Source organism: Streptosporangium amethystogenes (assembly GCF_000721075.1).
Taxonomy (GTDB): domain Bacteria; phylum Actinomycetota; class Actinomycetes; order Streptosporangiales; family Streptosporangiaceae; genus Streptosporangium; species Streptosporangium amethystogenes.
Genome location: NZ_JOEQ01000005.1, coordinates 210,201 through 222,891, shown reverse-complemented (window position 1 = coordinate 222,891; position 12,691 = coordinate 210,201). Strand labels below are relative to the sequence as shown.

Here is a 12,691-nt window from a genome sequence, read left to right as displayed (position 1 = left end):
ACGTGTTACCCCTTCAGTCCGGTGAATCCCACACCGCGCACGATGTACTTCTGGAAGGCGATAAAGATCAGCACGGGCGGCATCAGCGCGAGGAACATCCCGGCGATGACCATGTTCTCCTCGGAGAACTCCGCCAGCCTGGGCAGCGCGACCGAGATCGGGTGCGCCTCCCCGTCGGAGATGGCCACCATGGGCCACAGGAAGTCCTTCCACGCGCTCATCAGCGTCAGCAGCGACGCGACGGCCAGGATCGGCTTGGACATCGGCAGCACGATCAGGAAGAACATCCGCCACGGCCCCGCGCCGTCCACCTGGGCCGCGCCGAACAGCTCGCGCGGGATGCCGTCGAAGAACCGCTTCATCAGCAGGATCGTGAACGCGTGCGCGGCGTGCGGCAGCCAGACCGCCCACGGGGTGTTGGCGATCGACAGGCCGCCGGTCAGCGGCAGGTCGAGGATGGTGAGATAGAGCGCGACCAGCGAGACGCTGCCCGGCAGGAACAGGGTGGCCAGGATCGCGCCGTAGACGTACTTGCCGTACCGGGGGCGCAGCACCGACAGGGCGTAGGCGCCCATCGTGGACACGATGATCTGGGCCAGCCACGAGCCGCCCGCCAGGATGACGGTGTTGAGCATGAAATGGCCGATGCGCAGCCGGCTCCACGCCTCGCCGAGCGCCGCCCAGTCGGGCTGGCTGGGAAACAGCTTCAGCGGATCGGTCAGCAGCTCCTGGGTGGGCGAGAGGGCGCCCTTGACCGTCCAGAGGATCGGGCCGAGGCCGAGCACCAGGATGCCGAGGAAGACGGCGAACTGCGTCGAGCCGAGCACCGCCCGCACGGTGCGGCGCTTCCTGTCGGAGTCGGAGATCAGTCCGCTCACGTCGAGCTCCAAGTCTTGGTCGCGCGCAGGTACACCGCCGAGAGCAGGCCGAGCACCACGGCCAGCAGCACCGACAGCGCCGCGGCCATGCCGTAGTCGCCGTAGACGAAGGCGTACCGGTAGATGAGCAGTAGCACGGTCGCCGTGGAGTCCTCGGGCCCTCCGTCGGTCATGACGAACGGCTCGGTGAACACCTGGAAGGTGCCGATGATCTGCAGGAGCAGCATGAGCAGCAGTACGCCGCGCAGCTGCGGCAGCGTGATGTGCCAGATCCGCCGCCAGATGGAGGCGCCGTCGCTCTCGGCCGCCTCGTACAGCTCCTTCGGCACCGAGGTCAGCGCCGCGATGTAGATCAGCACCGTCCCGCCCGCGCCCGCCCAGGTGGCCTCGAGCACCAGCGACGGCATCGCCCACGCGGTGTCCTGCAACCACGGGAACGGGCCGAGCCCGACCAGGCCGAACATGCCGTTGAGCAGGCCGTAGTCCGAGTTGTAGAAGAACTTCCACATCATGACCGCGACCACGGGCGGCACCGCGACCGGCAGGTAGACCAGCACCCTGAACAGCCCGCCGCCCCTGCGCAGCTCCGACATCACCACCGCCAGGAACACCGGCACGGGAAAACCGAAGATCAGCGCCAGTACGGTGAACCACACCGTGTTCAGGGCAGCAGTGCCGAGCAGCGGATCGGCGAAGAGGTTGGCGAAGTTCTGCCAGCCCACCCACTGGGCCGGGTCCACCAGGTTGGTGCGCTGGAAGGCCAGCAGGGCGCTCTGGACGATCGGCCACCACGAGAAGTAGCCGAAGACGATCACCATCGGCGCCAGGAACAGCGCCGAGGCCAGCGCGTAGGGGTGGCGGGCCCGGCGGGCGGGACGCGGCCGGACCACCGCGTCCCGTTCCGCCTTGTGCAGCACCGCCGTCACTGCTGCGACCTGTCCAGGATCGGTGTCACCTTCTCGACCGCCTTCTTCAGCTCCGCGGCGGGGTCGGCGTCCTGGCGGGTCAGTACGGCCTGCACCACGGTGTCGAGGGCGGCGTACAGCTCCTGGGCGGCGACGGGCGGCTCGGGGACGAACTCCTGCGAGGCCACGCCGTTGATGTAAGTGTCGAAGTTGGCCCACGGCACGTTGGAGTTGGCCCGCTCGGCCTCGATCACCGGGCCGGAGATCGCCTGGGTGAAGAACGGCAGCACCGGCAGGCCGGCGATCAGGTTGTCGGCCTTCCGCTGCTTGGCCCGCTTGGCCGCCAGCGCCACGTCGTACTTGGGCCGCAGGTAGTAGTAGTCGATCCACTTCACGGCGGCCTGGCGCTGCTCGGGGGTGGCCTTGGGCGAGACGACGGCGACCGTGCCGCCCAGGAGCGCCCCGCCCCCGGGGGCCATGGGCAGCGTGGTCTGGCCGAACTTGTCGGGGTCGCCGCCGAACTTGAGCTTGTAGCCGGAGAACAGGTTGGGCGCGCCCACCATCATGCCGATCTTGCCGGAGGCGAAGTCGCGCAGCATGTCGTCGAAGTTGCGAAGCTGCTGGGTGCCCATCGACTTGTCCTCCCACCGCATCGCCTTGAGCAGGTCGAGCACGGTCCTGGTGGACGCGTCGTCGAAGGCGGGCACGTACGTACCGCCCTCTTCCTTCTCCATCCGGCCGCCGTAGGCGTACGTCATGGTGGTGAGGATCCAGCCGCCGGTGTTGCTGGTGGAGTGCATGCCGAACCCGGGAACGCCGGTCTTGTCGTTGATCTGCTTGGCGGCGGCGCGGACGTCCTCCCAGGTCGCGGGCGGCTTGTCCGGGTCCAGTCCGGCCTTGGTGAACAGCTCGCGGTTGTAGACGAGACCGGCCGCGTAGGCCTCGGTGGGCAGGCCGTAGACCTTCCCGTCGGGGCCGCTGGCGGGAGCCAGCAGCCTCGTGTCGAAATCCGCGTGGGTCAGGCTCTTCAGGTCGGCGGTGAGGTCGGCGACCTGGCCACGCTTGATCATGGAGGGCGGGTCGGTCAGCGGCACCCGGAACACCGTCTCCAGCTGGCCCGCCGCCAGGCGCGCCGCGAAGGTCTTGACGTCGTACTGGGTGTCGGTCGGCTTGATCTTGATGGTCGGGTTGGCCTGCTCGAAGGCGGCGACATCGGCCAGGAAATCCTTCTGGCTCGCCGGCTGGGTGCTGGGCGGCATGCCCGCCACGGTGATCTCGACCTTGCCGTCCGCCGCCCGCTCGCCATCGGCGCCGCCACTGCCACTGCCGCCACCGCAGGCGGCCAGGCCCAGGAGCAGCGCTCCCGCGGCGCCGGCGGTGGCCACTCTCGCCAGTTCTCTGTTCATCGGAACTCCGTTCATGCGGCTGCGTTCCCCCGGGGCTGGCTTGAAGTTAGCAATCAGGCGTTAACACGTAAAGCACGAATCCGTAACTAGCCTGTAGTAGCCCTCACATTTAACGCGTTAACTTCTCTCGAAGGAGGTCGGGTGGTCCGGCGTGGCCACGGTCAGACCGGCCCAGCTCCACTGGATCAGCCCGTCGCCGTACGGCTCGCCGCGCAGACTCGCGGGGGTGGGCTCCTCGCCGGGCGGCAGCAGCTCGACGGCGAACGCCGCGCGCAGGACCGCCTCATGGAAGTCGACGGGGCGGCGCGGCCCGCCGTACAGGACGGCCTCGACCGCCACCTCGTCACCCTCTTCCACCAGGGCCCAGGTCGCGGTCCGGCCGAGGAACTCGGCGGGGACCGTGTGCACCACCGCGCGCCGGTCACCCGCGGCCAGCGCGAAGACGCCGTCGCCGAGGCTCTTCCCTTCGACTCCTCGCCCGCGCAGCGTCACCCGCAGGCGCAGGTCGCCGACGTCGAAGACGCTGCCTTCCGGCTTGTCGAGGTTGGGATGGAAGTCGCCCGAGTCGTAGCTGAGCCACCAGCCGGACAGAACCCGTGGCCCCTCCTGGACCTGGCGGCACCACGCCGCGGTCAGGTCGTGGCCGTTGTGCATCATCCTGGCCCTGAGCACCACCGCGGGGTCGTCCGGGGTGCGCCAGTAGCCGAGCAGCGGGCGGCGCTGGATCCAGGCGAACTCCTCGTTGACGCTGCCCAGGCACGCGTCATCGGTGAGCCAGGTCGTGCCGATCACGTCGGCGTCGAAGCGGGTGCGGACCTCGACGGGGTCGTCCGGCAGCGCCAGGAAGCGCGCGGCCACGTGCGCCGGGCAGGGCAGCGACGGGAACAGCCGCGGCGCCTCCTCGCCGGGCCCGTCGCCGCGCGCCTGGATCGGCGCCCCCGTCTGCTCCGCCAGGTAGCTGACCAGGTCAGGCCTGAGCCAGTCGGCATAGGCCCTGGCCTGCGGCCCGGCGAGCTGTCCCGTGCCCGGGTGGAAGCGTTCGGCCAGCGTCTCCCAGACCTGCACGCGCAGCCGCTCGGCCGCCTCCAGGAACTCGGCGTCCTTCACGATCAGGGCGGCCCGCTCCACGATCTCCAGCAGGAACGGGCTGTAGGCGGGGGAGTTGTACTCGGCGAAGCCGCCGTCGCGCTCCAGCAGCTCCAGCAGCGCGCCGAGCCGCTGCCGGGCGTAGTCCAGCAGGTGCGGCGCGGCGAGCAGCTCCCCCGCCGCAGCCGTGGTTACCGTGCCGAGCAGTGCGATGTTGGTGTAGCGCGACCCGACGTTGCGCCGGAAGATCGACATCGCGGCGTGGTGCAGCGCCTCGCGTGTCCTTTCCCGCAGGTCGCCGGGGAGCCTCCCCCCGTGTACGGCGAGCACCTGGGCCAGGCGTACGCCGATGAAGTCGGCCCAGTTCCAGTCGGCGGGCGCCATCCGCTGTGGCGGCTCCTCCAGGAAGTAGCCCCAGATGCCGTAGTGCTCGGCCAGCGGGTCGGTCACCTGGAGCCCGATCACGGCGTCCAGCACGTCGCACGCCCGCTTCTCCCGGTCCGCCTGTCCCGTCTGGAAAAGGGCGAGCGCGTAGTCGGTGGATTCACGCGTCTCATGCACCCTGGTACCCGCGGGAAGTGCCGTGTGGTAACCGTTGCTGCGGGACGGGCGCCACGGCATGCGGACCTCGGGGTCGTAGCGTGCGTCCTGAGCCGCCAGGAACATTGCGAAGTTCACAGGTGCGCTGCCTCTCGGTGATTTCAGCGAATGCCGCCCGAGATTAGCTTTAGTGTGTTAACGTGTCAATGATCGCAATAAGGGACCACGGGGGGCGGTATGAACGAGATGGCCGACAGCCAGGAGCCGCTGTACCAGCAGGTCAAGCGGGATCTCGTGGCGGCCATCTCGCGCGGCGACTACGTCCCGGACCAGCCGTTCGTCAGCCAGCGCGAGGTCTGCGAGCGTTTCGGCGTCAGCACCACCACGGCGGTGCGCGCGCTCAACGAGTTGGTCGCCGAGGGCTACCTGGTACGGCAACGCGGCCGTGGCACCTTCGTGGCCGAACGGCCGTCGGAGCCCGCCAGGTCCCGGGAGCGGTCGATCGCGTACATCATGCACGGCAGCGGCCCACACAACTCCGACATAATCGAGGGCATCGAGTCGGTCTGCGCCGAGCTGGGCTACCGGATGTTCCTCTCGAACACCAAGGGCTCGATGGAGCTCCAGGAGCGGGCACTACGCCAGGCACTGGACGCCCAGGCGGGCGGCGTGGCTCTCTACTCCGTCGACGGACGCGCGGAGTCGCCGGCGCTGGCCGAGCTCAAGCGGCGCGGCGTGCCCGTGGTCATGGTCGACCGCTACAACCCCGAGTTCCCGACCGACGCCGTCCTGTTCGACAACTATTCCGTGGGTTACCGGCTGACCGACTACCTCGTCCGCCAGGGGCACCGCCGCATCACGGCGCTGTGGGACGCGACCGACTGCACCAGCGTCCAGGAGCGGCTGACCGGGCACGTCCAGGCGCTCCGCGAGCACGGCATTCCGATCTCGCCCGAGCTCACTGCCCTCACCACCTACCTCAGGCTGCCCGACCAGCGGCGGCTCGACATGCTGGCCGCCCTGCTCGACCGTCCCGAGCCGCCCACCGCGCTGCTGTGCGCCAACGGATACGTCCTGGCCCACGCCGCCCGCAACCTCACTGCCTTGGGCGTGGAGGTCCCCGGCCAGATCGAACTGGCCGGCATGGACGACGCGGGCCCGTTCGACCTGCTCCCACTCACCATCGCCGCGGCCCACCTCCCGTCGAAGGAGATGGGTCGCAGGGCGATGCGGATGCTCGCCGAACGCATCGACCAGCCGGAGACCCCACGCGAGGTGCAGCACGTCGTGCTACCCATCGAGATCCGCACCCGCGAGAGCGCCTCCGCCTACCTGCGCGTGGTCGCCGGCTGAACGCTCCTCCGGTCGGCCCCGCTCCCTTGGGCGCGTCGGCGAGGTGGCGGGGTCAGCCGGCGGCCTTACCTGCCACCGGCGACCACCGGCTTGACATCCACGATGGGCGTCCCGTCGAGGGCTTCGAGATCCCCGGGAGCACGCGGAGTCCGTCGATCGTGGCCACGCTCACCCGGTGCAGCCCGATCGGGTTCGGCCGGTCCTGGGAGCGGGTGCTGAACACTCCCGTCTCGGGATTCCGCGGGTCGTCACGCGGGTGTACGGCGAGCACGTCGCGCCGTGCCCGATGAAGCCAGGTCAGCACGAGGACGTCGGCGCCGACGGCGAGGTCGCAGATGCCCTCCGCCACGCCGGGGTCGAACACCAGTCGCACTTCCGGCGCACTTCGAACCCCTGCTTCGGCACGGCCTCGCGATCGACCAGGGGCGACTCGACGTGCCCGATCGGCCGGATCTCGTACGGAGTTGTCATCACCGCGGCTCCTCGGTTCGTCGGGGGCCGTCCCATTGTGACCGTGTTCGACCGGCGGTGCCGCGCTCTCGCGAAGAGAGCGCGGCGATGCGCCCGATCATCTGGACGCGGGCTCCGAGGACGTCATGGACGTCATGAGCCGCGGCGCGACAGCGACGCGAGGAACCGGAGCCGCTCGACCTCGTGGAACGCCTGGCCGCCCTCGTGCCCGTTGAACGGATACTCCTTGATCTGCCGGGGCCCGCCGTACTGGTTGAACGCCGCGTACACCGTCGACGGTGGGCAGACCCGGTCCATGAGCGCCACCGAGAACAGCGCGGGAGCGGTGGCGCGCCGCGCGTGCGCCGCGCCGTCGAAGTAGCCGAGCGTCGACATGGCAGTGTCCAGCTTGTCCCGGTGTGTCTTCACGTAGTTGACGATCTCCACGTACGGCGCGACGTCGGTGATGGTCACCGCCCGGGGGAAGTCGCACAGGAACGGCACGTCGGCCATGACCGCGGCGAGGCCCTCGACGAGCCCGGCGACGGCCAGGGTGATGCCCCCGCCTTGGCTGCCGCCGGTGACCGCCACTTTCCTGGCGTCGACGTCGGGCAGGGAGCGCACGGTGTCCACCGCGCGGACGGCATCGGTGAAGACCCGCCGGTAGTAATAGGTCTCAGGGGAGAGGATGCCGCGGGTCATCACGCCGGGATGAGCGGGGTCTCCGGCGGCTTCGAGGTCGGGCGTGTCGCCCTTCGAGCTTCCGGCCGCCCCCTGGCCGCGGGTGTCCATCACCAGGTGGGCGTAACCGGCTGCGGCCCACAGGATGCGCTCGTGCGCCAGCCCGCGTCCTCCGTTGTAGCCGATGTACTCGACGACCGCAGGCAGCGGTCCGGTGCGGTCGACCGGCAGGTGCAGCCAGGCGCGGACCGGCGTCCCACCGTATCCGGCGTAGCTGACGTCGAAGGAGTCGATCATGGTCAGGCCAGTGTCGACCGGGACGACGCCGAGGTCGAGGTCGAACTTGCGGGCCTCGGCGAGAGTCTGCGTCCAGAAGTCGTCGAAGTCGGCCGGCTCGGGGGTGTCGGGCCGGTAGGAGCGCAGTTGGTCGAGCGGAAGGTCGAACAGGGGCACGGTGTCTCCAGATGATCATGGGTGGGAAGGGAGCCGTGTACGGCCGCAGGGGGCGGCTCGCGAGTCACGAGATTCCGATAGTGCGGGCTCGGGGAGAGGCCGAGGTTCACAAGTTCCAGGATGCTCTGGCGTAGTCGTCCTCCAGCCGCTCGATGTCGTCCTCGCCGAAGTAGTCACCGGTCTGCACCTCAATGAAGACAGCCGGGACATCACCCGGATTGCCCGCGCGATGAGCGGCGCCGCACGGGATGTCCGCCACGTCGCCGGGTGACAGGTGACGATTCTCCCCCTCCAGGGTGATCTCGACCGTGCCGCTCACGACGAACCAGTGCTCCGCCCGGCGCGCGTGCCGCTGGTACGACAACCGCGCTCCGGGATCGACCTCGATGCGCTTGATCTTGTGCGCGCAGGACTCCTCCAGCACCACGTAGCGCCCCCAGGGTCTGCTCTCCTCGACCGTCATGCCACTCCTCCATCCATCAGCCATGCGTCTGCTCCCTGCATCGGCGGGCCCAGGGGCGTCGACGGGCGCCCGGCATCGGTGGTTCTCCACGGTGCTCCATCGATCAGCCGGACGGCCGCCGCCGCCGCACCGACCAGACCGGCGTCCCCACCCAGTCGGGCCGGGCGCACCTGGACCTCCCGAATGAACGGCAGGACCGCGTAGTCGTGCAGCGCCTTCCGCAGGGGCGTGAACAAAACCGGTCCGGCACCCGCGACGCCACCGCCCACGACGACGAGCCTCAGGTCCACCAGTGCGGCTGCCGCGGCGATCGCGGCGGCCAGCGCCCGCCCAGCCCGGGCGAACGCCGCCCGTGCCGTCACGTCCCCCGCCGCCGCGGCCCGGGCCACCGCCGCGGCGTCGACCGTCCCACTGCCCGTTATCGCGGTGCCGTCCACGCCGGCCATCCCGATACGCGCCATGGCGGCTCCGGTCGTCCCGCTGTCGGGAGGCATGGCTCCGGTCATCGTGGAGCCGTCCGAGGCGGCTTCCGTTAGGGGCGTGCACCACCCATTGGCCAGGGCCCAGCGCACGATCGCGGGCCCCGAGGCAATCGTCTCCACGCAGCCTCGGGCACCGCACGCGCACATGTCGCCGTCCAGGTCCACGCATACGTGACCGATGTGCCCGGCGTTGCCGCTCGGCCCGGCGTGCGGCGAGCCGCCCAACACCAGGCCGCCGCCGACCCCGGTGGACACCACCATGCAGAGCACGTCAGGGTGCCCCCGGGCGGCTCCTCGCCAGTGCTCGCCCAGCGCGATCGCCGGGCCATCGCCGAGCAGGGTCACGGGGCGCCCGCCCGCCGTCTCCCGCACCCGCTCGGCCAGCGGGAAGTCCCTCCATGCCGGGATGTTGACCGGGCTGGCCGTCCCGTGGCCGACGTCCACCGGCCCGGCACTGGCCACGCCCACCGCCCGTACCCCGGGATCGGCGGCGAGCAGTTCGCGCACCGCGTCGGCCACGACCGCCATCACCCGCTCCGCCGCTTCTCCGGCGGGATCCCGCGAGGGATCCGCCGCCGGAGTCGGCCGCCGTAGCGCGCGGAGCACTTTCCCCTCGCCGTCGACCAGACCTGCGGCGATCTTCGTGCCGCCGATGTCCACGGCGAGGACCCGCCTATCCATGATCTCTTCGCGCGAGCATGCGGCAGAAATTAGCACATTAATACGCTATATGTCAGAGATCTTCCCCATCGATCCTACGCGGCACAGGGGTAGGCACAGGAAGACCAGGCGGACGACACCTGCCACCCATGAACCTCTCCACAGTCCGCGCCACTCTGCGCCGGTCCTCCGGGGCCACGTGGCTCGACTCACACGATCAGGGCGCCTCGCGCTCAGGAAGTGCCCCCGCGCGGCCCGGTTCTCCGGTCCGGCAGAGGCTTGCGTGGGCAAGTAATAACGCGTTAGCGTGCTAGGCAATTGTTCGGAGCGGCCTTCCTCGAGGCCTTCACGTGAGGAGCGGTACCACGGACCCCTCATCCCCCCTCCGTGTCGTCGTCGTCGGCGGCGGGCACATCGCCGACGCCGTGCACATGCCCGCCTTCCGCGGACTGCCGGGCGAGATCGAGGTCGTCGCCGTCGTCGACGCCACCGTCGAGGCGGCCACCGCCTTCGCCCGCAGATGGAGCATCCCCTACGCCTCCGATGATCTCAACCGTGTCCTGGACGAGCTGCGCCCCGATCTCGTCGACATCACCAGCCCGCCCGCGCTGCACCACGCCCAGGCCCTGGCCGCCCTGCGCGCGGGCGCGTGGGTGTGGTGCGAGAAGCCTCCGGGCCTGTCCCTGGCCGAATACGACGACATGGTCGCGGCCGAACGCGAAGGCGGCCCGTACGCGGCCATCGTCTTCCAGCAGCGGTTCGGCTCCGGCGCCGAGCGCGCGCGGCGGCTGATCTCCTCGGGAGCGCTCGGCGCTCCCTACGCGGCGCACTGCCAGACCACGTGGTATCGAGACGCCGGCTACTACGCCGCTCCCTGGCGGGGCCGGTGGGCGACAGAGGGCGGCGGCCCCGCCCTGGGCCTGGGCATCCACCAGATCGACCTGCTGCTCGAGCTGCTCGGAGACTGGAACGAGGTGCGAGCCATGGCCGGCCGGCTCAGCCGCGACATCGAGACCGACGACATCAGCACCGCCCTGGTCCGATTCGAGTCCGGCGCGCTGGCCACCGTCGTCAGCACCTGCCTCGCCCCACGCCAGGTGAGCCACCTGCGCATCGACCTGGCGGACGCCACCGTCGAGCTGACCCACCTGTACGGCTACGCCGACGACGACTGGACGTACACCGCCGCCTCGCACGTGGAGCCCGAACGGGTCAAGGAGTGGCACGCCACCGCCGCGGACGTGCCGAGCTCGCACCTGGCCCAGCTGCGCGGGCTGGTGGCCGACCTTCGCGCGGCCAGGCGCCCCAGGGCCAGCGGCGCGGACGGCCGCCGCTCGCTGGAGCTGATCACGGCCATGTACCGGGCGGCGCTGACAGACACGACTGTGCGGGCCGGCACGATCGCCCCGGGCGACCCCTTCTATCGGAGCCTGCACGGCGATGCCCCCGGCTGGAGGCCTGAATGATCGTCCACACCGATGAGCAGTCCGTCACCATGGAGGCGCACGGAGTACGGCTGCTGCGGTACGTCCACGACCCCGATCCCGAGCCCACCGAGTCTCCCAAGCCGTACCTGCATCCGCTGCGGACGCTGGCCGACGACGTCGTGACGGTCTACCGCCCGCACGACCACCGCTGGCACAAGGGGCTCCAGATGACCGCGTCGCACCTGTCGGGCGACAACTTCTGGGGCGGCGGCACCTACGTGCACGAGTCACGGGGCTACGTCCAGCTCGACAACAACGGCTCCATCCGCCACGACAGCCTCGACGTGAAGGACGGCTCACTGTCCGGACGGCTCTCCTGGCGCAGCGGGCGTGGGGAACTCTGGGCGGAGGAGCGGCGCGAGATCGCCGTCCGACACGTCGCCCCCGAGAACGGCTCCTGGGAACTGGAATGGCACAGCGCCATCACCGGCCTGCGAGCCGAGCCGCTCCGCTTCGGCAGCCCGACGACCCACGGCCGCCCCCAAGCCGGGTACAGCGGCCTGTTCTGGCGCGGCCCCCGATCCTTCACCGGAGGCGCCGTGATCGGCCCCGACGGCCTGGCCGGCGAGGAGATGATGGGGCGACAGGCTCGCTGGCTGGCCTTTCACGGCGTCCACGACGAGGTCGACCGGAGCTCCACGCTGGTGTTCGTCCCCGAGCCCGGCCCAGTGTCCCACTGGTTCGTACGCAGCGGCGAGTTCGCCGCCGTCAACCCGTCCTGGGCCTTTCACGAGGAGTTCGAGCTCGCATGCGGCGAGACGCTCGACCGCCGCTACCGCGTCGTCGTCGCGACCGGCGCCTGGACCGCCGACCGGATCGAGAGCTACCTGCGGGACCGTCCGTGGTGACCGCGGCGGGCGCCCGGGAAGCGCTGCCCGGCGCGGTGGGGCTCTCCTGGCTGCGCGTCTACGACTGGCCCGCGGCCGACGGCAGGTCCGGTGGCACGCCCCATGTGCATCTGACGTGCACAGAGGCGTACGCGGTGGTCGAGGGGCGCGGAGCCGTACAGACAATCGGCGAGCACGGCTTCACGGAGACGCCACTCGAACCCGGCGCGGTGGTGTGGTTCACGCCAGGGACCATTCACCGGCTGGTCAACGACGACGGCCGGTTGACCGTTCTCGTCATCATGCAAAACGACGGCCTGCCCGAGGCCGGTGACGCGTTCTTCCCGTTCCCACCAGAGGTGCTGGACGACCTGGACACCTATGCGGAGGCGGCACGCCCGCCCGCATACGAGGAGGCCGCACGGCTCCGCCGCGACCTGGCCGTGGCGGGGTTCCTCGCACTACGGGAGAGCCTGGCCGAAGGCGACCGCGCGCCGCTCGACCGCTTCTATCGCCGCGCGGCCGAGCTGGCCGCGCCCCGGCTCGACGCGTGGCGGGACAGGTGGCGGACCGACGCCCTCACCGCCGCCGCCCGCACCGGCGACCTGCTCGACCGGCTCGGCCACGGCGACACCCGCCACCTACGCGAGGCCGGCCTGCGCCGGGCGGGCACCGCAACGGCACTGGGAATGTGCGGCCGGCTTGAGAAGATCCGGCTCGACCCTGAGGTGTCGACGAAGCTCGGGTAGCAGTGCCTCGCTCCAGTAAGGTCCCTGAACCACGGCCCCATCGGACAACCCCCGCGCGTCGGGAGTCCTCGGCCGTCAGCCGGATGCGCCGCAGGTGCGGCGCATCCGGCTGAGCCTCCGAGGCGATCGCGTGGACTCCATGGACCCGTCGAGGCCGCCCATCCCGATACCAGCAACAGAAGTTCCACCTTTCACATGGCGGCTGTCACTGTCGCGGCGGAGGTGACGACGATGAGCACACATCGTGACTTAGGGGTCGCGCAGATAGGCG

General features: G+C 70.4%; 12 protein-coding genes. 4 read left to right on the top strand and 8 right to left on the bottom strand.

All coding sequences use genetic code 11. The features are described 5' to 3' along the window. Positions 1-5 precede the first annotated feature (5 nt). The 4 genes from IG98_RS0108870 to IG98_RS0108855 form a co-directional block, all read right to left on the bottom strand. Positions 6-878 carry a carbohydrate ABC transporter permease gene (locus IG98_RS0108870; protein ID WP_245651459.1) on the bottom strand — a complete coding sequence of 291 codons (873 nt, stop codon included), beginning with the start codon at positions 876-878 and terminating at the stop codon, positions 6-8. Next, positions 875-1,804 carry a carbohydrate ABC transporter permease gene (locus IG98_RS0108865; RefSeq protein WP_030908283.1) on the bottom strand — a complete coding sequence of 310 codons (930 nt, stop codon included), beginning with the start codon at positions 1,802-1,804 and terminating at the stop codon, positions 875-877. Before IG98_RS0108865 ends, IG98_RS0108870 begins: the two co-directional genes overlap by 4 nt. Continuing rightward, a complete protein-coding gene (locus tag IG98_RS0108860; RefSeq protein ID WP_051751880.1) occupies positions 1,801-3,189 on the bottom strand; it encodes an extracellular solute-binding protein in 1,389 nt (462 codons plus the stop codon). The genes IG98_RS0108865 and IG98_RS0108860 overlap by 4 nt, the downstream gene beginning before the upstream one ends. Positions 3,190-3,306: 117 nt before the next feature. Continuing rightward, entirely contained in the window at positions 3,307-4,953 is a 1,647-nt protein-coding gene (locus IG98_RS0108855) for a hypothetical protein (protein WP_157594232.1), read from the bottom strand. Positions 4,954-5,052: 99 nt separating this feature from the next. Between IG98_RS0108855 and IG98_RS0108850 the strand changes: the two genes are divergently transcribed. Beyond that, positions 5,053-6,168, top strand: coding sequence for a LacI family DNA-binding transcriptional regulator (locus IG98_RS0108850; protein WP_030908276.1), 1,116 nt, complete (start codon positions 5,053-5,055; stop codon positions 6,166-6,168). A gap of 52 nt (positions 6,169-6,220) precedes the next feature. On the opposite strand, the gene IG98_RS44645 is transcribed toward IG98_RS0108850, so the two are convergent. The 4 genes from IG98_RS44645 to IG98_RS0108830 all read right to left on the bottom strand — a co-directional run bounded on the left by IG98_RS44645 (position 6,221) and on the right by IG98_RS0108830 (position 9,378). Next, complete coding sequence (locus IG98_RS44645; RefSeq protein WP_211263915.1) at positions 6,221-6,541, bottom strand: TrmO family methyltransferase domain-containing protein; 321 nt, start codon at positions 6,539-6,541, stop codon at positions 6,221-6,223. Between the two features lie 230 nt (positions 6,542-6,771). Continuing rightward, positions 6,772-7,752 carry an acetylxylan esterase gene (locus IG98_RS0108840; protein WP_030908273.1) on the bottom strand — a complete coding sequence of 327 codons (981 nt, stop codon included), beginning with the start codon at positions 7,750-7,752 and terminating at the stop codon, positions 6,772-6,774. A 106-nt stretch (positions 7,753-7,858) separates the two neighbouring features. Next, complete coding sequence (locus tag IG98_RS0108835) at positions 7,859-8,215, bottom strand: phosphomannose isomerase type II C-terminal cupin domain (protein WP_030908270.1); 357 nt, start codon at positions 8,213-8,215, stop codon at positions 7,859-7,861. Next, positions 8,212-9,378 (bottom strand): ROK family protein, encoded by a 1,167-nt coding sequence (locus IG98_RS0108830; protein WP_084195221.1) that lies wholly within the window; start codon positions 9,376-9,378, stop codon positions 8,212-8,214. The genes IG98_RS0108835 and IG98_RS0108830 overlap by 4 nt, the downstream gene beginning before the upstream one ends. Positions 9,379-9,707: 329 nt before the next feature. Between IG98_RS0108830 and IG98_RS0108825 the strand changes: the two genes are divergently transcribed. Genes IG98_RS0108825 through IG98_RS0108815 form a run of 3 tightly spaced genes read left to right on the top strand, consistent with a single transcriptional unit; the run spans position 9,708 to position 12,420 of the window. Then, a complete protein-coding gene (locus tag IG98_RS0108825; RefSeq protein ID WP_030908265.1) occupies positions 9,708-10,823 on the top strand; it encodes a Gfo/Idh/MocA family protein in 1,116 nt (371 codons plus the stop codon). Then, the gene (locus tag IG98_RS0108820; protein WP_030908262.1) at positions 10,820-11,692 is read left to right on the top strand and encodes a DUF6807 domain-containing protein; all 873 of its coding nucleotides are present in this window, start codon (positions 10,820-10,822) and stop codon (positions 11,690-11,692) included. Before IG98_RS0108825 ends, IG98_RS0108820 begins: the two co-directional genes overlap by 4 nt. Further along, positions 11,686-12,420, top strand: coding sequence for a cupin domain-containing protein (locus IG98_RS0108815; protein ID WP_063766180.1), 735 nt, complete (start codon positions 11,686-11,688; stop codon positions 12,418-12,420). The genes IG98_RS0108820 and IG98_RS0108815 overlap by 7 nt, the downstream gene beginning before the upstream one ends. The last annotated feature ends 271 nt before the right edge of the window (positions 12,421-12,691 follow it).

Bases quoted from the DNA above. Each gene is read 5' to 3' on its own strand.
- IG98_RS0108860 (WP_051751880.1), bottom strand. From the start codon at position 3,189: ATGAACAGAGAACTGGCGAGAGTGGCCACCGCCGGCGCCGCGGGAGCG.
- IG98_RS0108850 (WP_030908276.1), top strand. From the start codon at position 5,053: ATGAACGAGATGGCCGACAGCCAGGAGCCGCTGTACCAGCAGGTCAAG.
- IG98_RS0108835 (WP_030908270.1), bottom strand. From the start codon at position 8,215: ATGACGGTCGAGGAGAGCAGACCCTGGGGGCGCTACGTGGTGCTGGAG.
- IG98_RS0108830 (WP_084195221.1), bottom strand. From the start codon at position 9,378: ATGGATAGGCGGGTCCTCGCCGTGGACATCGGCGGCACGAAGATCGCC.
- IG98_RS0108820 (WP_030908262.1), top strand. From the start codon at position 10,820: ATGATCGTCCACACCGATGAGCAGTCCGTCACCATGGAGGCGCACGGA.